Source organism: Pseudovibrio ascidiaceicola (genome assembly GCF_900114245.1).
Taxonomy (GTDB): Bacteria; Pseudomonadota; Alphaproteobacteria; order Rhizobiales; family Stappiaceae; genus Pseudovibrio; species Pseudovibrio ascidiaceicola.
Window position 1 is genome coordinate 12937 of record NZ_FOSK01000020.1, and the last position, 20959, is coordinate 33895.

Here is a 20959-nt window from a genome sequence, read left to right on the forward strand (position 1 = left end):
CAAGTCTTTAGCCCGATGCTCCTATGCGAGGGAAATCAATCCGTGTTTCGTTTCGTTACAGCTTGAGGATAATTGGCAAGCGCACCGCTAGCCTCAGCAGTGTGCACCAATATTACTCAGCCCTTTCTTGAAGCTTTAGCCGCAGCAAGCTTTTCACGCATTGCAGCGGCACGACCTTCTTTGTTGACCTGCTGACCTCGGCCAATCGCCAGTGCGTCCGCTGGCACATCAAAGGTCACCACAGACCCAGCAGCAACAAAAGCGCCGTCTCCCAGCGTCACAGGCGCAACAAGCACACTGTCTGAGCCAACAAAACTGCCTGCACCGATATCTGTGTGATGCTTCAGATAACCATCATAGTTGCAGGTGATTGTACCCGCTCCGATATTGGACTTCGCACCAATGCGTGCATCACCAATGTAGGAAAGATGATTGACTTTGGCACCAGCCTCGATCGTCGCGTTCTTGATCTCAACAAAGTTGCCGATGTGAGCCCCCTCGCCAATCTCAGCGCCAGGACGCAGCCGAGCATATGGCCCCACAGTTGCATCAACACCCACATGCGCATTCTCCAGATGGGAGAACGCGCGGACGCGGGCTCCACCGTCAACATGCACGCCCGGACCAAACACCACGTTTGGCTCCACAATCACATCCGGTTCAATCTCAGTATCAAATGAGAAATAGACCGTCTCTGGTGCACGCAATGTCACACCGTTTTCCATAAAGGTTTCGCGCTGCACTTGCTGGAAGACAGCTTCACAGGAAGCAAGTTGGGCCCGGTTATTGATACCCTGAACTTCCTTCTCATCAGCAAGTTCAGAAACAACCTTCATCCCTTTGCTGCGCGCAACCTCGACAGCATCGGTCAGATAGTACTCGCCCTTCGCATTGTCGTTTTTGATTTCCGCAATCAAATCAGGCAGAGCCTTGCCCTTGAACGCCATGATACCCGCATTGCAAAGAGTGACTCTGCGTTCTTCATCTGTTGCTTCTTTTTCTTCACGGATCGCAACAAGTTCGCCATCACTCTCAAGCAAGCGACCATAACCAAATGGATCGTCAGCCTCAAAGCCAAGCACGACAACATCCGCACCGCCAGACAAACGCGCCCGTAGACGATGCAGCGTATCAGCCTTCACAAGCGGGGTATCTCCGAAAAGAACGAGAACGTGATCAGAGGCATCTTTATAAGCTTCCTCGGCGGCCTTTACAGCATGCGCAGTACCCAATCGGTCCACCTGAACGTGACACGTTGCGCCAGGAACGCGCAGGGCAACATGCTCCTCCAGCTTCGCCATCTCAGGACCGACCACAACGGCGACATTGTCAGCCCCAGCATGCATAACGGAGTTGAGGACGTGCCCGACAAGCGGCAGCCCACCGATCTCATGCATCACCTTTGGCAGGGCCGAACGCATACGCGTTCCTAATCCAGCAGCCAGAACAATTGCCAAACAAGAACTATTGGACATGCAAACCCCTTGGGAGACTTAGAATTAAAAACTGACAGGCAAATTGCACGAGTGCTTTGACATTTCAAAGGACATCCCCGTGCTTTCACCAAGAAAATCAAAGCACCCATTAGAAGTAGCAGATAGTGTTTAATGCATCTTTTTCAGATTGCATTTGCACTTTGTTAACCATAAAAAACCAAGGTAATACATATAGTTAGGATTAGATTCGAATACGAGGCGACTGGAAGCTTTGAGACTTCCTCATAAAATCAACGAGTTACGACAGAAACCGGAAGTCCTGCGAGAACGTATTACCGTTCTTGCATGGGGTATTGCTGCGCTCTCGTGTGTCGCCCTCGCCGCCTCTGCTGTGCAGATGCCTGGCAAACTTGCCTCACAACAAGCACTTTACACGCAAGTAACGCTCCCTCTCCCTGCGCCCGGACCCGTTACAACAACCGCCTCTATTGGCAGTCAAACAGCACAAAACGCCTTTCAGGTATATAGCGATGCCCCCAGAAACGAATCACAACAGGGCCTGCAAAACTCAAAAGAGCTGCGCATTGTAAGGGAAGAAATTATATCTCTGCGCCGTTCCGTGCTGCGCCTTACCGAGCAAAATCGCAGACTATCCAGTCATGTAAACGCGCTTGATGAAGCAACCGCCCAAGAAACATCAAAAGCGGAAACCACCTCGGCTCCAGCCAAAATCTCAGTCAAGCCGAAGCAAGAGCCGACCACACCAATAGAAACCCTGCCAGCACCTGAACTCTTACAAATTTCAGCGCCAATCGCCACAGTAAGCCCGCTGCCAGACATCAAACTCTCTGAAGTCGGTACACTTGCCACCATCGCTTTGCCAACAACCACCGATCCAGAGACTGTTGCATCCATTACCAAAAATGCAGTGCCTCTCGATATGCCAGAGTTTCAAAAAACCCCGGCAGCAGGCAAGCTTCGCCAGTCGGGCACCCGCAGAATTCTGCGCACGTCCTTTGCCATTGAACTAGGTAATTTCGAAGACACAAACCTGCTGGAGAGCAAGTGGCTAAAGCTAAAAGACAATAACCCGCTGCTGCTTGGTGATCTGAAGACGCGCATCTCTGCTGCAAAAGTAGACGGCGCTACAAAGTATACTCTGACAGCTGGCCCGTTTTACAATGCAGCAGACACCGCTGTTGTGTGCGCAAGACTGGCGCGAGAAAAAGTCAATTGCATGCCTACCATTTTCCAATAAATTGCTCTCATCTTTTTGCACCTGAGCATTGGGGCATTCATCAGCAATGATGTAAGGGCATCCTTATGCGTGACAGGTCTTTTCGGAATACCATGCGTGTCTAACTCATCAACGAGCTCAAGTTGGGCCTCAACCTACGCCCTGTTGTTTCTCATGCCCATTTTCATGAGCTCCAACATCATAATTGCCAAACCTGCCATTGCTCATACCGAGCCATGGACCCTTGCATTTTTTAGATGGGGTCTTGCCTCGCTTATTCTTTTGCCGTTCACATATCGTGAGCTGAAAGCCAACATGCCGCTGATCCGGAAAAACCTGAAGCTTCTTAGCTTCATGGCCTTCCTTGCAATGTGGATCTGCGGAGCTATTGTCTATCTGGCACTGAAAGAAACCTCCGCTACCAATGGAACATTGATCTATTCAGCAGCCCCAGCTCTTATTTTGGCGCTTGAATGGCTCTTCCGCGGACGAGCCGTCGCAACAAGAGAGCTTGCAGGTATCTCGCTTGCTATCATTGGTGTCTTTGTGATTGTGACCAAAGGCTCGCTCGGCAATCTACTCAGCTTGCAACTTAACAGCGGTGACTTGTTGTTTGCCCTGTGCACGCTGAGCTGGGCAATTTACTCCGTACTCATCAAGAAAAGCCAATTACAGGCAATCTCAACGGCGCCTCTGTTTGCGATCCTCGCCATTCTCGGAACCATCATCCTCGCGCCATTCGCAGTCGCTGAAATGGCAATCACAGCTTCCGTACCCAATACAGGCGAAGTCTGGATGTCTATCGCAGGTGTCGCGCTAATCGCTTCTGTGGCCTCTTTCCTGACCTACCAGTTCAGTATCCGTCTGGTTGGCCCATCGATTGCTGGCATGTTCATGTATCTGATGACGCCATACGGTGTTGGCATGGCAGTTCTGTTTCTGGGAGAACAGCTCCAGATGTTCCATTATTTGGGCTTCATCCCAATCATGGCAGGGCTTCTGCTGGCAACCTTGCCCGCAAGCTTATTCCGGCGAAAAGCCAGCGCTTAGTATCTAAAGCAGCACTCCAAACACAAAAAAGCAGGCCTGAAGCCTGCCTTTTTTATATCAAAATCTGGAGCTGCCATTAGCCGATCTGCGAAAAGACCGGGAATGTTTCCAGCAACCAGAAAGAAAGCGCTTGAATGTACCCGGTTAAGAAGCCAACACCGGTGAGCACAAGAAATGCCCCCATAACCTTCTCAACCATACCCATGTGCTTACGAAAGCGCGCCATAAAGCCCATAAACGGCCCTGCAAACATCGCAGCAATCATGAACGGCACACCAATACCCAGCGCATAGGCAGCAAGCAGAATAACGCCCTGGTTAACTGAAGCCTGGGTACCTGCAATCAATAGAATACTCGCCAGAACTGGACCAATACACGGCGTCCAGCCAAAACCAAAGGCAAGCCCCATCAGATAAGCACCACCAAATCCACCTGGCTGACGGTCAATCTGCACACGCGCCTCGCGGTAAAGGAACCCAATTTTAAAGGCGCCAAGGAAATGCAGCCCCATGACAATGATCATGCCGCCAGCAAGATAAGCAAGGTACTGCGAATACTGCAGAACAAACTGGCCAAGGAACGACGCGCTTGCACCAAGCAATACAAACACAGTTGAGAAGCCAGCGACGAAACACATCGCAGCAATCATAACCCGGTTGCTCTGAGCGGCGCTCTTTTCCTCGCTCGTCACTTCTTCAATGGACAAGCCAGCAATATACCCAAGATATGGCGGCACCAGCGGCAAAACGCAGGGAGAAACAAAAGACAAAATGCCTGCGAAAAAAGCGCCCCAAAGGGTGATGTCTTGCAACATATAGCTATCCTAATTCCACTTGGAATGCATCTATAGGACCTGACGCTTGCACGCGTGGGAGCGTGACATCATCATAGTCTATCAATAGATCACCAAGGCTTATATATACAATTTTGCTGAAAGTTGGATGTGTTTCGTCAAACAGGCAAGAAAATCTGCGACACATTTTGGTGAACGGTAGGCAGGAACCACTACCTACCGTCGACCGTAAATATCAACTGTGACCTTTAGTTGTCACGAACAACCAGTACAGACTGGTTGGCATGGCGCACAACACGCGCCGCATTCGGTCCAAGCAGGAAGTCCTTTAGCTCAGGACGATGCGAAGACAGAACAATCAGATCAGTACCCAGCTTATCCGCCGCGCTTGTGATCTCTTCGTAAATTGTTCCGTGGGCGATATGCCCTTTTACATCCAGCTCCTCATCAGGAAGCTGCGTATCGAGAAACTCCTCAAGAGCCTCACGCGTACGCTCCAAAGCCTCAGTTTCAAACTCGCGAGCGAAATAACCACCAACGATAGATTTGCCAAAGTCTGGCAGAACCGTCACCACATGAAGCTGTGCTTTGTAATGACGAGCCAGATCAACAGCCACGGGAAGCGCAGTTTTCCAGCTGCTTTCTTCGTTCAAATCCAAAGGCAGCAAGATATTGGAGTACATTTCCCAACTCCTCAAAAATTATAGTTTTATGGCACAGCCCGCTTAAAAAGCGGGCTGTGTTTGGCGTCGACGTTGAAGTGCAACAACCAGCAAAAGCAGAAGCAAAGCCGGAATATAGAACAACTGTTTTGGCAGTCGCTCTGCATCCACCTGAGAGCTTACAATCACAACCGGAACATCTCCGTAAAAGTCAAAGCCCTGCAGTTTCTCAGCAAATGTCGTGCCTGGGAATGGTTCATCAAGCACCACAGCTCCATCATCCTGCATGGTAACCAGGCCAGATGCGTCAAGTCGTGCGTCAGCCCCCTGCTCCTCACCAATAGATAGAGGCAATGTCAGTGTCAGGATTTTATCCATGTCATCAAAATCCGGACCTGCGAGGTTAAGACGCACCATATCACCCGGCTGCGCATCACCAACCATCTCCATGATTTGCGGACCTGTGGCAGTTACGTACGGATCCTGCACCTGGTCGAGCCAGAAGCCCGGGCGGAACAGTGTAAACGCAATGAGAAGCAGCGTTACGGATTCCCACAGACGGGAGCGCGCAAAGAAGTACCCTTGCGTTGCCGCAGCAAACAACATCATCGCCACAACCGAGACGATAAAGACAAAGACAGCCTGAAGTGGCTCAACATCAATCAGAAGAAGATCAGTGTTGAAGATGAACAGGAACGGCAAAGCAGCAGTACGCAGAGAATAGATAAAGCCTTGAACACCGGTCTTGATCGGGTCACCACGACTGATCGCAGCTGCCGCAAAGGCGGCGAGTCCCACCGGAGGCGTCACATCCGCCATAATGCCGAAATAGAAGACAAAGAAGTGAACTGCGATCAACGGAACGATAAATCCGGTCTGCTCACCAAGGTCCACAACAACCAGTGCCATCAGAGAGGATACAACAAGGTAGTTCGCCGTCGTTGGCAGGCCCATACCCAGGATCAAACTCATCACCGCAACCAGCACCAGCATCAGCAACAGGTTACCGCCAGATAGGAACTCAACCAATGCAGCAATCATCTGGTGCATACCGGTCAGGGACACAGTACCCACGATGATACCCGCAGCAGCTGTCGCAACTGCAATGCCGATCATGTTGCGCGCGCCGCCGATCATACCTTCCACGAAGTCCACAATACCCTGCCATGTACGGCCGACCTGAGATTCTTTGCGGAAGAAAGCTTTCAACTGATGCTGGGTCACAACGATAAAGGTCATCGCCATTGTCGCGTAGAACGCAGACAGGGACGGTGAGAACCGCTCGACGAGAATACACCAGATCAGAACAACAATCGGCAGGATGAAGTAATAACCGGTACGGCCAACATCACCAGCAGCAGGCAACTCACTCACCGGCGCGTTTGGATCATCCACTTCAAGGTCTGGAACCTGCGCGGCGATATACACCAACCACAAATAGCCAGCAGCAAACAACGCAAGCACAACAGGGAACGTGAGTGCCGGGAACGCAGTCTTCGTCCAGCCCAGACCGTAATACACGGCTGCACCAACAAGAGTGATCCCGATAAAGCCTGTCAGAACGCCAATCAGGCGCTGCAAAATGGTTACATGAACCGGAGGCTTAGGCAGACCTTTCAGGTTCATCTTCAAAGCTTCAAGGTGCACGATGTACACCAGCGCGATGTAAGAAATCACGGCAGGAATGAAAGCGTGAATAACAACCTGATGGTAGCTGGTGCCGGTAAACTCAGCGATCAGGAAGGCTGCAGCACCCATCACAGGCGGCATCAACTGACCATTCACAGAGGAAGCCACTTCAACAGCACCTGCCTTTTCAGCAGGAAAGCCAGTCCGCTTCATCAATGGGATGGTGAACGTACCAGTGGTCACAACATTCGCAATGGAAGAACCAGAATAAAGACCACTCATCGCAGAGGCAAGCACCGCAGCTTTTGCTGGTCCACCACGCAGGTGGCCAAGCAGCGCAAACGCCGCTTTAATGAAGTAGTTCCCTGCCCCAGCCTTTTCCAGCAGTGAGCCAAACAGAACGAACAGGAAGATCATGGAAGCTGAAACGCCAACAGCAACACCAAAGACGCCCTCCTCCTGAATCCAGTAATGCCACATGGCTTTACCATAGGAAGCACCACGCCACTGAATGACGTCTGGCAGCCATGGCGAGTTGCCAAACATCGCGTAGCCGACAAACACTGCAGCGACAATAACGAGTGGCAGACCGAGGCTCCGGTACACCGCAATCGCAAGCACAGTCAGGCCAGTGGTGGCCACAATCAGATCCATCTGAGTTGGAAGACCGGCGCGATTAGCGATTTCAGAGCGCATAATCACAAGGTAGAGACAAGCCGCAGCGCCTAAAAATGCAAGGATCCAATCGTACCACGGTATGGTATGTCGGGGGCTGCGGGAAAACAGAGGGTAGGCAAAAGCAGCAAGCACCAGGCCGAATGCCAAGTGAATGTTTCTGACAGCAGAGTTATTGAAAATGAGATTGATGCCAAAGGTATCATTCAACCAAAATGGAACGTTTGACGCCACATAGAGCTGAAACACGGACCAGATAAAGGCAATGGCAGCAATCATCACACCTAGCCCGCCAGCTAGGCTTCGTGCGCCGGTATCCGCCTGAGCGACCAATTCTTGCGCATCAACTTGCGCTTTGTGTCGTTCTGGACTCATTTGCACCCCCAAATACAGTTCCCCCTTTGCCTTAGCTGTAAAGGCAGAGCAAGAAACCTACTAAATCTCATAGAAAGCCAAAAAATGCGGGGCCAGAACAGCCCCGCATCGTAGAAAACTTGGTTAGATTACATCCAGCCACGTTCTTTGTAGTACTTCACCGCACCGTCATGCAGAGGAGCAGTCAAGGAAGCCTTGATCATCTCTTCTTCTTTCAGGTTTTTGAATGCAGGGTGCAGCTTTTTGAAGTCGTCGAAGTTTTCGAAGACAGATTTCACAATGGTGTAAACAACATCGTTAGGCACAGCAGCGGAAGAAACGAAGGTCGCGCCAACACCAAAGGTATTGATGTCTTCTGCGTTGTTGTACATGCCCGCTGGGATAGTTGCTTTACGGTAGAAGGAGTATTTGTCGACCAGATCGTCGATCGCTTTACCTTCAACGTTTACAAGCTGCGCATCACAGGTGCTTACAGTTTCCTGAGTAGATGCGGATGGGTGACCAACCAGCCAGTAGTAAGCATCGATCTTGCCGTCACAAAGTGCAGAACCAGCTTCAGCAGATTTCAACTCAGTTGCCAGAGCGAGATCAGCCTTGTTCACGATACCTTCTTTTTCAAGAAGCTGCCATGTTGCATACTGACCGGAACCTGGGTTGCCGATGTTGACTTTCTTACCCTTAAGGTCGGTGTAGTTGTTTACGCCGGAACCTTTAGAAGCAAGCATTGTCACTGGTTCAGGGTGCACGGAGAATACAGAGCGCAACTCGCCGAAAGGCTTGCCTTCCCACTGGGAGCGACCTTCGTATGCATTCGCCTGAACGTCAGACTGAGCAACACCGAACTCCAACTCACCATTCTGAATGGTGTTGATGTTGTAAACAGAACCACCAGTAGATTCTACAGAACAACGGATGCCGTGCTCTTTACGGGTCTTGTTTACAAGACGACAGATCGCACCACCGGTTGGGTAGTAAACACCGGTAACACCGCCGGTGCCGATGGATACAAAACGATTTTCTGCCGAAGCTCCAGTTGCAACGCTAACCGCAATCAGCGCAGCTCCAACTGCAACATTGCTAAGTTTCATACGAACCTCCACTTAAGTTGTAATTGCGCGACCCCGTTACTCACGGTATCGCGAATAGGAAATCTTGGCATTTTAACCATCAGACACGCCTATTTCCCACTGGCACAGAATGAAAGATGCCAAAAGCGGTGAAATACGTACACATCTATTGCTTGGATTACCAGTAAACTCTCAAGGCTGCTGGTAACAACCAAGCTGCATATCTATTCACCTAACAAACTGATTCAAATATATATTTTTAGATATATGAGCATTTCGCACACGCGAAAGCCCCACAGATATTTCACGAAAAACTGCCAAAAATCAGGTGATACACCAGCAAACTGCCGATTGCTTCCACAAAATAGTATACTAAGGTATTACAGATTTTGTGAAGTATCACGCCACATTTTGAGCAACACCTCTACGTTATTTCACCTAGAGAACTAATAATACCCCAAAAACCAAGGGATGAATGAAATGATTGCAGCAGTCTCCCGTCTTAGAGCAGATCATAGCCCCAGGCGCATTTTGTGCACCGCACCCTACACTCTGCCTGATGAGGAACGAGCCCCTTGTTAAACAAGAAAGTGAAATCTAACGTCATTTCACCACTCACATTTACATTGAGCTGATTTCAGCAATCTCATCACTTGGACAACATAAGAACGGTAAATAAGCATAAAAAACGCACTGTGTGGAAAATCGAAAAAACCGCTTGCGCTAAGCCCCTGCAATCCTTAGAAGACCCCTCACAGGCAGCGACCTAGCGGTCCCGCCCAAGAGCCCGTAGCTCAGCTGGTAGAGCAACTGACTTTTAATCAGTAGGTCCACGGTTCGAACCCGTGCGGGCTCACCATTTAACCTCATGGTATATAAAGAGGTTTAGCAAAGCTCCCTTCTGGGAGCTTTTTGCTTTTGAGCTTTGTGTCAGCACTATGTAAGCAAATGAGAGTGTTTGAAAGCGCAATTTCACCTCTCTTAGTTCCTACCAATACCCTTTCAAATTAATTCTGGAAAAGCTGTGAAAGTCGTCACTAGTCGTCAGAACACAGACTTATCATAAGGCTCAAGCTCTGAAGAGTTGTCAGAGAACTGTAACGTGTCGTCAGGGTGCAACTTTAATGCTTCTTGATAAAAGGCATGCCCGCTTCAAGCGAATACAAAAAATGGCCTGAGAAGCATCACGCTTCCCAAGCCAGAATATTCCATGAGAGGCGAAGCCTCTCTTCATTCCGTATTTTTAGTCTTTGGAGACTTCCAGCGCGCAAGGTTCGAGCAGCTCGGAGATTTTCTCGCTACTTCCCTGCACATCTTCAATGTGATTGCGCACAGTATCAAATAGCGTCAGCAACGCTTCATATTCCTGTGTGTGCTCCATGCGTTCACTCAGAACCACACTCATGGAATAAACCAGATTTTTGAGGTGGTTGGTTGCTAAGCTAAGCTGGTCCACTTCATTGCGAAGGGACGTATGGGCACATTTCTCTTTACCAGTTTCTGTCATTTCAAGCCCTCTACTTTGGGTGTTGAACAACCACTCAGCAGAAGGCTTCTGACGGCCCACTGGCGAGCGGGAGGTTCAGAACCTGCAAGTAGACAGGCGGGTTTATTCCCCCGCGAAGGGTATTGTATTCACCGCCCTCCCGCCCATAAGCGAGAGTTTGCGTTTGAAGGGCTAACTCCAGACACAAAAAGACCGCGGATTAACGGATGCGGTAACCGCTTCGTAGAGGTTTCGACGCCTCAAGATGAGCATGCGATGATTGAGACAAGGTGTCAATGCAAGGAAACTGAATTCCTCCACAAACCCATAGGATTAGCGGGGCTAAAAAGTGAGAACAACAACATGAACATAAACAACAAGCCCTTGCGAAAACCACATAGCCGCTTGCGCCGTGGTCCCGAACTACCCGTAGTCAAGGAAAAGCCTAGGAAGGACCCATGATGTTTTGAAGAAGAAGAGATTGGATCATATCCAGCCTAACGAGCATTTGCCGCCCTTTAAGATAGCTAAAGTCAATACCCGTTTTTACCGAAAAGGCCTAACAGCTTCTCGAGGTAAAGAAGTTATGAGCACTGCAATTCAGAGTGAACAAAAATTCGACCATCGGACGTTCCCATTATGGGTTGAATCGCGCTCACCTGTAGGCTTCTACAATAGCTCTTATTGGTGATCTGCAATTACTCATGACCAATTGCGGACATTCGACTTTGATCCAGTGCGGTCAAAATCCAGCTGCAAGTTCAACTTCTGAGCGATTTGGCCCAACTTACTGCTTAAGAAAGATCTGATGCATCAGAAAGGACTTCAGATCTTATGAGGGAGGTAACACTCATTAGAACCCTTCCCACTTAGTGAGTTTGAGAAAGAAAAAAGCACTAAGTACTAGCTAATTAAATCAACTTAAATGCATAATAACAACCGCCAAGATCACTCTCTTTACCCCATCTTGCATCAACGATTTTTAGTTTTGCAATCAAAGCAAAGTTGCCGCTGCTATTCTCTCTGATTAGGTGCATGATTTCGCGACGACATTTAAGTTGTGTACCGATATTGGGGCCTAGCTCACTCTTTCTTGCAGGGAACCATTGATGTAACCAATATTTCCATTGCGCTATTTCACTACCTTTTGCGTCAGCATAAATCACAGCATCTTCTTTGAAGTCTTGGGTAGGTGGAGGTACGCCGATAAAAAAAGCAGGCTGGAAATAGCCCCGGCCTAGCAGATCGGTTAGCCATCGACCGGTATGCTCAAAAAATATTTTTTTGGTGACATGTGCCCCGTGCGCTGTAGAATCTTTGTGAAACAGCTCTTCAATTTGAGCTTGATCCAACAGGGTGGTGCCACAGTTAATCAATGCTATCTCGAAATCAGCCTCTAATTTCTCATCATCACATTTTATCGGTCCTGAAGCGCGCAATACAAACTCATTATCCATTGAAGGGCTAATACTATTGAGAACAGCGTCGACATCGATACTGCCATTCTCAGTCTTAAATTGCGAGAAAATTGGCCAATTAGCAGGCTTTTGGGATGGCTCCAATCGTCCCAAAGAGTCCTCGAATGGGATTGTTAGTAGTGACAGCTCCCTTGCTTGGTCATTATTAATGATGCCTTCTCCTAGAGCAAATTCAACCGTCTTAAGAAATGCAGATAAATACCCAGCCTCAGCACGCCACGATAATGAGCATCCAATATTATCTATCCCATTGTATTTTTCGGAACAGAAATTGTGAGGATTAAAAGTAGGGATACTTGCTTGTTTTTTGATCTCATTCCATTCTATCGCAAGTTGACTTTGAAGCGTTTCTTTGTATTCGCAGCCACAATACTCTTCAAGTAGAGAAACATATATTTGAGGAATTCCGTTTTTATAGATTTGTTCAATCGGCGTAGCATCCTCTGAAGTGGTTTTTTGGAGGATATATTCAAACCGATCTGAACCAAAAATTTTAGCGATGTAATGCTCTGAGAGAAGCGATGGGCTTTTAATAGCTTCCCTGATTTCATTTTCTTCTATCCCCACGTCGCCAGAAAGAGTTAATATGGATAGGAAGTCACAAATCTCTATGTCCAAATCCAGCTTTGAAAGCTTATGGATGTAACGCTCTCTAAAACTACGTTTAGTTTTTAGTAACATTGCGATCTGTTTCGCCGACTTAAGCCGAGCTTGCTTATCTGGCCAGAAAAAATACTCCAATAAGATGTCATAGGATGCATTTTCGATTGAATAGCTCTTATCAGTCCATGCAAGAATAGGTAGCGGTAAATGGGAAATTTCTTGTTCTAATGAGCTAAGCATTACGTTGGTAACGGAAATAGCTAACTCCTTCTGACCAGCATTAAGAAGGAACAATACCAAAGAGCTTGTTGGCACAACTTTCCAAACATTCTCGTCGCTGAAATTTTGAACACCTTCTAAAGTTTGCGCAAGAATATCATTCCATCTGTTTTTGTAAATGCGGGCATATTTTACGATCTGTTCTTCAGATGTGGCGCCCGACCATTTTGACCAGTGATGGTTGTCATTTATATCGTTGATGCACCACTCCAAGGCTTGGTTCTTTCCTTGGAGTTTATGACTGATATCAAATACCGCTGGTAGGCATCTCTCTAAACCCCAAATTTTCTCACGCCCCTTTATGTAAGCCTTACGAAAAGCTTGAATGACATCTAATCCTTTTCCATGATTAGTCCAAACCTTTGCCCATTCTTCAACTTGCTTATGATTAAGAAAGCGATGTTCTTTTGTTAAGGCATCGATTAATTCTGAGAGATTATCTGGTGGGAAATGATCGTAGTTTAATTTCACGTAATCATTATCAAAAGGAGTGTTTTTTTCTTCAGGAACTAAATAATGTCCACCAATGAAAGTTAATTGAGCATCATAAATGGACTTTAAAGAAGTATCATTCTTTGACTGCTCTTTGAGAGTCTCTAACCAACTTCTATTCAACAGGCTATACAAGATCGAGTGATCTGCAGGTGCATTTAATGGGAAGTACTTAATATATGCTGAGATAACGCTATCAACCCACCCCCAATCTTGCTCGCGCAAATGGTATTCCAAAATTGCGGGCAATTTTTCCGGCATAAATTGGGCGATTAGGTTGATGAACTTTTCTGGCAGATGGCGTATCTCTCGCTCAGTGAAGTTAAACATCCCAACCGTAAATGGCGCGACTCTACTGAGCCATTCTCTGTGATAACCAACTTCAAATTCGGCACAATACTCAATGGCCTTATAGAGTTCATGAAACGTTGTATCCTTACGTTCACCATACCCTAAGGTGTATTGGCCGACAGTTTTCATGATTTTAGTCACTACTGAATTAAGTCGAAGACCGTTCGCAATTTTAGCGAGGTCAAGAGCATCGTTTGCTAGATATCCAGTGTTTTCGCGTCTTTGATAAAGATCATTATGGAGTTGTGTAACAAGCACCTCTAGAACTTCACTTTTTACCAAACTGTCAGCAGATCTCTCAGACAAACATGTGAGCCAAGCGTGAGCATTCCAATACTTGCAATTGTGAACTTGGTTGAACTGATGAATATCGAGTTCAATAGATTTATTACATGCGTGAGCGATTACATATAAATCTACTGAGATTTTGTTCAATACATGCTGCGCTGTATGCCATAACATAGACACGTCATGATCGATTTCTCGACGGTTAGGAAATTTAAGTTCATCAAAATAGGAGTAAATAGATAGTGGGTTAACCTTTTTCCGGCGATTAAGATCTATAGCCACTTCTTTGGCTAAGAATGAGAATGCAGCATTCATGGACTGTAGAAATGCATCTTTTCCACGACCAACGATGACTGGCTTTTCAACATTTTCACAAGATGAATTTGCGAACTTAGATAGCTCCCAAAAGAAAAAATCATAATGTGATATTAGATTACTAGATTCAATCGAATTGTTAAACTTCACATCTCCATAAACTAGAGAAAAGTAAAGTGCACCTAAAGCATCTAACTTTAGTTTTGGAGCTTCAGGGCGATGTGTAAGATTTATTCCTTCTAAGCAGCAAGAAATCACAAAACTTCTGTTGAACTTTTCCTTTGAATGAACTGGTATCGTCTGCTCTGAGAGGTTAAATATAACTTCGAAATTCCCAGCGGATATTAAATGATCTAAGAAATTATTAAAAAGATCAGAATGGTGTTTGCTATCTACTGGTGCTAGCAACTTAAAAAATTTATCTATGTGCTCTTCACCTGCATGGGAGAGTATTTCTATACAGCAGTTGATTAGATCATGAATACGGTCCTGCTGACCGTCAAATGAGAATTTGCTATAAACACGCAAACGCCTCATAACTTCATTATAGCAACTCAAAATAATTTCTGGATATTCTTCCTTTTTGGCCCATGAAAGTGCTACTAGTTCAGCGTCTGAAGCCGATCTTAAATTTTCTGTTTTAAGGACGTAGACGTGATCTTCAGACGAATGCCGTAAAGCAAGCGCTAATAAGCTAGGGTAACTTTGAATTTGAAATTCTGGACCATTGATCAACCGTATGCGAATTAGGCGCAGATCTACGAGCTTGGGATAGTTCTGATCATTGAATGCATACTCTTCGGCTTTGGAGATAATATGATCAATATGTGCCAACGAATAGCCTGAAGAGAAACTTTCTAGTACCCATTCCCTCGTCACGCCATTAATTAATGGTAAGGCATTGCCCAAACTGGCAGAATTAATCCAGTGCCAGCCCCATTGCCAATAACTAGGAGCATCCTTTTCGAGCCATTGATCAATTTTCTTGCGCAAAGAGAGATCAAGCGAGGAGAAGTATTTTTCTTTAACAACGAAAGCTTTCAAACTGTTGTGGTATGGTTGAACTCCAACTTTAGAAAAATCTATCAAGTGTTGAATTTCAGCAAATGCATTCTCAAAAGCTAAGGTATCTTCGTAACATATAGATAAATGATGTTTGCTTGGCCAGGCGAAATCCGTAGCCGCAATAAGACATAAGATACTCTTCGCTCCAGCACTTAGTCGCCCCCAAAGAGATCTATAGTAGTTATTTATATCCTCGCTACTTACCTCTTCCAACTGGGAAACAGCATATTGACTGATACAACGACCAATATAGATAAGTTGTTGAAGTGCATAGATAAGATATAGTGGATAGCCTTTAGTCTTCCGCACCAACTCAATTGCAATGCTCCCAATCTCATCTTGGTCCTCATTTGCCAATGAGAACTCGCCATTATCAAACAGGACTGATAGCCAAGTACGAACGCAGTCCTCATCCATGTTTGGAATCAGCGCCCAATCATCACGCTTTATCTCGGCGACCAGTTTATTCGGTAGTGCCTCGTCCCTAACTGGCTGAGTACTAATGAGAAGGCTTATTCGGTTTAAGAAAGGATGCAACCTATTGTATAAATGCTCCAACTGATCAATATTTGAACGCTCTCGATACACATGATCTAAGCCATCAATAACAACAATCAACTTCTGCTCAGTACGATCCAGATAATCTATAGTTTGCGTTATAGCTTTGGAGAACTGCTCATCAACTTTATTGGTGTCGTCTAAGCTTATCTGCTCTGCGACAGTCTTTGGTAGATATTGCTTTATTTGCAATATTAGAGACTTTAGAGCATTTTCGCTATTTAAGCGGTCAATAATATTGTCAGTTTGTAGCCAATAATGGTGTCGCACTACAAACTTGCCTTGTCCTTTCAAAATCTCAGTAAGGTAGGAAAGGTATGTACTTTTGCCCGTGCCGGGCAACCCTGATATGACCGTACACCCAACTCGGGAGGTAGCTTCTATGATCCCTGCATGAAATTGAGCGGAAGGAGGAATATAACCAGTTGGGACTTCAAATTCCTGTGAAAGCGGCTGCGTAATGTTGGTTTGGAATATGCGACGAAGATCTGAAAGGTAAAACGCGCCGTCATTACTTGGAAACTTTTTTCTAAGGGCTGATTTTTTGACAGCTTCTTTAAAGCGATACCATCCCTCGTTTGAAGTATGGTCGGGAACTACATTGCTTTTAAGTTCATCATCATATTTCTCTATCGTCTTCAGGCTGTGATGAAATTCAAAACAGGCAAAAAAGTGTCTAACTTTTTGCTCATCACCTATCTGAGCAATCAGCTCCTGTCGTCGGTTGTCTGGCAGCTTGTCGAATGAGATTCTATTATTCTCTAGGCTTCTAAGCAGTTCGTCGTCTGGAATTCTATTTGTTTTAAGGCATGCGCTGTATAATTCATTACGCTCTTGAATGGTAACAACATCATGAGACCACTTTTGAACTAGTGAAGTTCCTCTCTTTTTTTTACTTAAGAGCCAATCTAAGCTTAACGCCAAATCTTCTCGACTTGGATCAATAGTAAATTTGACTTGGGTGAGTTCATATCGGTCATCACTTCTACATGCGATGACATCATCTAGCCCTTCTAACTTATCTTTTAAAACCTCACCTTCAACTTTAATCCATCTATAGCGCTCTGGATCATGATACCAGTTGATGAGAATCTCGATACAAACGAGATCTTGATATTCGTAACCTGCTCTTGTCAGCTGAGTTGGTTTAATAGAGCTCGTCATTTTTCAATCACATATTGTAAATTTGAATAAGGATATCGCTTGGAGAGATTCATAGGAAGCTAAATCGAGAACCCTCACCTCAATACCTAAGCACCAACCGCATCAATTATCTACTGGCGTATAACAGAGCACGTACAAAGCACCTAGCAAACCCTCTAAGAATTTACATCAACCCATGATGGAAACGCCTCAATGGCGGCTTTTGGCCCTCTGCTAGCGGCTACTGCAACTTGCTTTTTCATTACCTTCAATTTGACTAGCTTTCGTATAAACAGATCTACTTCCATTTTATTGAACAGCCCATGCTCGGAATCTGATGCTTCGGTCCGCAGCCGGTTTTGGCAACCTGACGCATGGCATTGAGAAGTTCTGGTGTGCGGTTGGTTGGGTCGTCGAAGCCAGCATCATCCAAGCGGCCACGGTATTGCAGCTCACCCTTGTTGTTGAAGCCGAAGAAATCTGGCGTACAAACTGCGTTATATGCTCTGCCAACTTCTTGTGTCTCATCCAGCAAATACGGAAACTTGAAGCCAAATTCCTTGGCAAACTTTTTCATGAAGCTCGGTCCATCAGCAGGCACTGAGCGATAATCATTGGACATGACAGCAAGAACGCCGAAGCCTTCGGCTTTGAGCTGTTTCATGTCTTCTGCCAAGCGATCTGCAATGGCCTGCACATAAGGGCAATGATTGCAAATAAAGGCGATGAGCAAACCGCTTTCACCAATCTGGTCAGACATGGTGAAGCTGGTGCCATCAGCATCTTTGAGCGTAAATTCTGGCGCTTTCCAACCAAAATCGCAGATTGGTGTGTTCAAAAGCATGGGAGCCTCTCAATCTCTTGTATTTGATCTTAAATGTGCAAATGACGAGCTGTTTGAACCCGTCAGTCACATCCGTTTCTTTGAAACTTATTTGCCCGGAACCGGAAAACGCATCACGTAGAATGGAGCCTTTGAACCATTGACACCTTGATTGAAAGCCGGGTGCTTATGCAACTGGTTTTGCGTAACATAGACATATCCGTCTTGAGCAACATCAAAGCCATCCGGCCAGGAAAGCCGTTCGTCCTGAATGAGAACTTCGTACTTTCCAGCGGTGGTCAGGCCAATGGCTGAGTTCTCGATATCAGAAACGAAGAGACCACCATTGGAATAGAAAGTCATACCATCGCTAGGCTTTTTGGGACCGTATTCTTCAATGAAAGTATTCAGATCGGCAGAATTTACGGAGGGATCTGCAAGTTTTGCAGCCGGGATGCGGAAGATCTGCTCGCCATTCACAGTGCCGAAGTAGACCCATTTGCTGTCATCAGAGATGGCAATTGGGTTGAGGCCGAAGCGTAGATTATTGAGGGAGCCATCTTCTCCTTTGGCTGCCATCAGGCCACCGTCAATCACCACATCGCGGTCTGGGGAGATAAATTGCTCTGCCGCTTCCAGCAGGCGGCGGGCTTCGCCGGTCTTCAGGTCCACGATAACGATGGCTGGCTTGGATGGCCCCGCCAGATTGCCGAGGGTCATATCCGCGATATAAATCTGACCACGTTTTTCATCGATCGCAAAGTCCTGAAGGAAGGAGTTTGCTGTCAGAGCAGATTTGTCAATCTGCAAGTCTGCGTGAAGCGTGTTGGTCTCAGAGTTCCAGCCCAGCAGACGAGGTGCAGAAGTATCGCTTCCCATGTCCAGCATCCAGACCACGCCATTGGAGTCTGTGTCGATACCAATCACAGCAGACAAGCCGAGTTCGCCTACTTCCGGACCATCTGCCCAATCTTGAGTTGGGAACGGCGCCTTGCTGCCATCTTTCAGAACTTCAACCACCTTCAACGCCGGCCCATCCAACGGCTGCATGCTGACAATCATGCGTCCGTTTGGCGTTACGGTGATGTTACCCGGGCGGGTTTCAGAGAATTTTGCCACTTCTTCCAACTGAAGCGGCTCGCCAGCTACCGCTGCCAGAGAAATAAGAGAAAGTGCAGATGCTGCGAGCACAGATTTCAGCATGAATAAAAATTCCTTATTGATTGTTGATGTTCTATGAGACATATGGCTAAACACGATCGATTAGTAAAACTAGAAATATAAATAGGTCCTATGAGCAACGCCAATAGATCTCCCTTCCGACTTGATACGGACCTGACTGTGCTTCGCTCTTTGATCGCAGTCATTGAGGAGGGTAGTTTCTCCGCTGCGGCAGAAAAAGTGGGGCGGACGCAATCAGCAATCAGCCTGCAAATTGCCAAGCTGGAAGAGCGGTTGGATGTGAAACTATTTGAGCGTACGAGCCGTTCTCTTTCCCAAACCAGCGAAGGTGAGATTTTTATCGGCTATGCTCGAAAGATTTTGGAGTTGGCTGATGAGGCTGTGTTGAGCGTTTCTGCGCCCAAGGAGCAAAGCATGCTGCGCGTAGGGTTTGCAGAGTATCTGGTACCGCAGCACCTACATATTCATCTGGCCCGCTTCAAACGAGCACACCCCACTTGTGATCTCAACTTGATCCTCGGCGGTGGGGCTGACTTGTTGTGTCTTTTAGATGCCGGGGAGCTGGATGTGGTATTCGCCGGACCAGAGGCCTCTGGCGGCAAACAGTTATGGCAGGAGCCGCTGGTCTGGTGCGGGCAGCTGCCTGCGGCTGATAAACCACTGGAACTGATCTTGATGCAGGAACCATGCAGCTATCGCGCTATAGCAATCTCTGCCATGGAAGCCATGGCCTCAGACTGGAAGATCTCAATCACTGCGAACTCCATTCAGGCTGTACAGTCCGCCATAAAAGCTGGGCTTGGAGTTTCCATTCTACCGGCCTCTGCATTGCTGGAGGACATTCCTGTGATTGAGAGCGCCCTACCAGGGCTGCCAGTAACTAGCGTCTTAAGTTATTTGTCCGCACAGGAAGAAAATCCACTGGCGCAGCGCTTCATTGATTACTTGCTGTGTTATCTAGAAAAGACGGGTGCTCTACAAACTGCTTAGTTTGATGAGTGCGTTGACGAGATTTCATATGAGTGCTCCCTACTGTTGATCACATGTGCAATCTATGGTTCGCTTCGCACGATGCATTCCATATTAGTGTACTCAAGAGTTAAGAAGGTTTATCTATCAAGCTGCATGAGGGGACTTGCTGCCAACAATCTCAATCCTTGGTGGACCCAGCCGAATGGCCGGTAATTGCCCTCGTCGCTGGCAACAGCCTCTCACTTACACGAGTTCTCGCAGTGCAATGAACGGAAGCAAAGTCAGCTCTTCTACAGTTCATAATTAATGTGGATTCGGACTTATGACTGCAGGCTGGTTGCAAACAATGTGGATTAATTCGCAAATAATGCGGGTTTGAGCTTGCCGATAGTGTCAAATAATTTGAGCTCAAAATAGCGATGTTTGCAAGCCGAAGTGATCACGATTGCTGGTCGCCATAGGTACTGCCTTTTTATGAGGAGTACACTCTGCCGGTTCTGCGCATCCTGACCGACAGGGGCACGGAATATTGTGGCAGGCAGGACAAGCATGATTACCAGCTTTTTCTGGCCATCAATGATATCGACCACACCAAGACCAAGGTTAAGCACCCACAGACCAACGGCATCTGCGAGCGCTTCTACAAGACCATCCTACAGGAATTTTATCAGGTCACGTTCAGAAGAAAATTGTATCAAAGCATCGAACAGTTGCAGGCTGATCTGGATGTGTGGCTCCATCATTACAACACCGAACGCATCCATCAAGGCAAAATGTGTTGCGACAGAACGCCAATAGAAACTATGATTGATAGGCAGAAGATCTGGATAGAAAAATTCGTAGATCAAATCTGACCTGACAAATCGCTATCGTCAAAACGGTAACTGTCAGATCAAATCTGAGCTTCTACGCATGAGGGAGATTGGAGCCGATGCAGGTTGCGTTCATTTGCATTCACGTTCCCTGCTCAAAAGCTGATTAAACTTTGCGACAGAGCCAC

Annotated in this window: 12 protein-coding genes, 1 tRNA gene and 1 pseudogene; 5 read left to right on the forward strand and 9 right to left on the reverse strand. The window is 46.8% G+C overall.

Features of this window, described 5'->3' with window-relative positions; translation table 11 throughout:
* Positions 1 to 116: 116 nt before the first annotated feature.
* On the reverse strand, positions 117 to 1475 hold the full coding sequence (gene glmU, locus BM231_RS25250) for a bifunctional UDP-N-acetylglucosamine diphosphorylase/glucosamine-1-phosphate N-acetyltransferase GlmU (RefSeq protein WP_093523985.1): 1359 nt from the start codon (positions 1473 to 1475) through the stop codon (positions 117 to 119).
* Positions 1476 to 1707: 232 nt separating this feature from the next.
* Here glmU and BM231_RS25255 point away from each other — a divergent pair, with 232 nt between their 5' ends.
* Positions 1708 to 2694, forward strand: coding sequence for a hypothetical protein (locus BM231_RS25255; RefSeq protein ID WP_208860651.1), 987 nt, complete (start codon positions 1708 to 1710; stop codon positions 2692 to 2694).
* A 96-nt stretch (positions 2695 to 2790) separates the two neighbouring features.
* Positions 2791 to 3723: a DMT family transporter gene (locus BM231_RS25260; RefSeq protein ID WP_208860652.1), complete on the forward strand. Its 933-nt coding sequence runs from the start codon at positions 2791 to 2793 to the stop codon at positions 3721 to 3723.
* A gap of 76 nt (positions 3724 to 3799) precedes the next feature.
* Here BM231_RS25260 and BM231_RS25265 read toward each other — a convergent pair whose 3' ends face one another.
* The 4 genes from BM231_RS25265 to BM231_RS25280 all read right to left on the reverse strand — a co-directional run bounded on the left by BM231_RS25265 (position 3800) and on the right by BM231_RS25280 (position 8945).
* A complete protein-coding gene (locus BM231_RS25265; protein WP_093523987.1) occupies positions 3800 to 4537 on the reverse strand; it encodes a cytochrome c biogenesis CcdA family protein in 738 nt (245 codons plus the stop codon).
* A 227-nt stretch (positions 4538 to 4764) separates the two neighbouring features.
* Positions 4765 to 5199: a universal stress protein gene (locus tag BM231_RS25270; protein WP_057462369.1), complete on the reverse strand. Its 435-nt coding sequence runs from the start codon at positions 5197 to 5199 to the stop codon at positions 4765 to 4767.
* Positions 5200 to 5241: 42 nt separating this feature from the next.
* Complete coding sequence (locus BM231_RS25275) at positions 5242 to 7857, reverse strand: TRAP transporter permease (protein WP_093523989.1); 2616 nt, start codon at positions 7855 to 7857, stop codon at positions 5242 to 5244.
* A 128-nt stretch (positions 7858 to 7985) separates the two neighbouring features.
* Positions 7986 to 8945, reverse strand: coding sequence for a TAXI family TRAP transporter solute-binding subunit (locus BM231_RS25280; RefSeq protein ID WP_093523991.1), 960 nt, complete (start codon positions 8943 to 8945; stop codon positions 7986 to 7988).
* 762 nt (positions 8946 to 9707) lie between these two features.
* Here BM231_RS25280 and BM231_RS25285 point away from each other — a divergent pair.
* Positions 9708 to 9783 (forward strand) — tRNA-Lys (locus BM231_RS25285).
* Positions 9784 to 10167: 384 nt separating this feature from the next.
* Here BM231_RS25285 and BM231_RS25295 read toward each other — a convergent pair.
* From BM231_RS25295 to BM231_RS25310, 4 genes are all read right to left on the reverse strand, one after another.
* On the reverse strand, positions 10168 to 10431 hold the full coding sequence (locus tag BM231_RS25295) for a hypothetical protein (RefSeq protein ID WP_063294981.1): 264 nt from the start codon (positions 10429 to 10431) through the stop codon (positions 10168 to 10170).
* 890 nt (positions 10432 to 11321) lie between these two features.
* Positions 11322 to 17003, reverse strand: coding sequence for an ATP-binding protein (locus tag BM231_RS25300; RefSeq protein ID WP_093523993.1), 5682 nt, complete (start codon positions 17001 to 17003; stop codon positions 11322 to 11324).
* A 277-nt stretch (positions 17004 to 17280) separates the two neighbouring features.
* Complete coding sequence (locus BM231_RS25305) at positions 17281 to 17826, reverse strand: thioredoxin family protein (protein WP_093523995.1); 546 nt, start codon at positions 17824 to 17826, stop codon at positions 17281 to 17283.
* Between the two features lie 87 nt (positions 17827 to 17913).
* Complete coding sequence (locus tag BM231_RS25310) at positions 17914 to 19008, reverse strand: L-dopachrome tautomerase-related protein (RefSeq protein ID WP_093523997.1); 1095 nt, start codon at positions 19006 to 19008, stop codon at positions 17914 to 17916.
* A gap of 90 nt (positions 19009 to 19098) precedes the next feature.
* Here BM231_RS25310 and BM231_RS25315 point away from each other — a divergent pair, with 90 nt between their 5' ends.
* Entirely contained in the window at positions 19099 to 19977 is an 879-nt protein-coding gene (locus BM231_RS25315) for a LysR family transcriptional regulator (RefSeq protein ID WP_093523999.1), read from the forward strand.
* 443 nt (positions 19978 to 20420) lie between these two features.
* Positions 20421 to 20813, forward strand: a pseudogene (locus tag BM231_RS25320) (integrase core domain-containing protein); the annotation flags it as partial.
* Between the last annotated feature and the right edge of the window lie 146 nt (positions 20814 to 20959).

Excerpts from the sequence above, each read along its gene's own strand:
- BM231_RS25315 (WP_093523999.1), top strand. The coding sequence starts at position 19,099 with ATGAGCAACGCCAATAGATCTCCCTTCCGACTTGATACGGACCTGACT.
- BM231_RS25270 (WP_057462369.1), bottom strand. The coding sequence starts at position 5,199 with ATGTACTCCAATATCTTGCTGCCTTTGGATTTGAACGAAGAAAGCAGC.
- BM231_RS25275 (WP_093523989.1), bottom strand. The coding sequence starts at position 7,857 with ATGAGTCCAGAACGACACAAAGCGCAAGTTGATGCGCAAGAATTGGTC.
- BM231_RS25295 (WP_063294981.1), bottom strand. The coding sequence starts at position 10,431 with ATGACAGAAACTGGTAAAGAGAAATGTGCCCATACGTCCCTTCGCAAT.
- BM231_RS25305 (WP_093523995.1), bottom strand. The coding sequence starts at position 17,826 with ATGCTTTTGAACACACCAATCTGCGATTTTGGTTGGAAAGCGCCAGAA.
- BM231_RS25265 (WP_093523987.1), bottom strand. The coding sequence starts at position 4,537 with ATGTTGCAAGACATCACCCTTTGGGGCGCTTTTTTCGCAGGCATTTTG.
- glmU (WP_093523985.1), bottom strand. The coding sequence starts at position 1,475 with ATGTCCAATAGTTCTTGTTTGGCAATTGTTCTGGCTGCTGGATTAGGA.
- BM231_RS25310 (WP_093523997.1), bottom strand. The coding sequence starts at position 19,008 with ATGCTGAAATCTGTGCTCGCAGCATCTGCACTTTCTCTTATTTCTCTG.
- BM231_RS25280 (WP_093523991.1), bottom strand. The coding sequence starts at position 8,945 with ATGAAACTTAGCAATGTTGCAGTTGGAGCTGCGCTGATTGCGGTTAGC.
- BM231_RS25300 (WP_093523993.1), bottom strand. The coding sequence starts at position 17,003 with ATGACGAGCTCTATTAAACCAACTCAGCTGACAAGAGCAGGTTACGAA.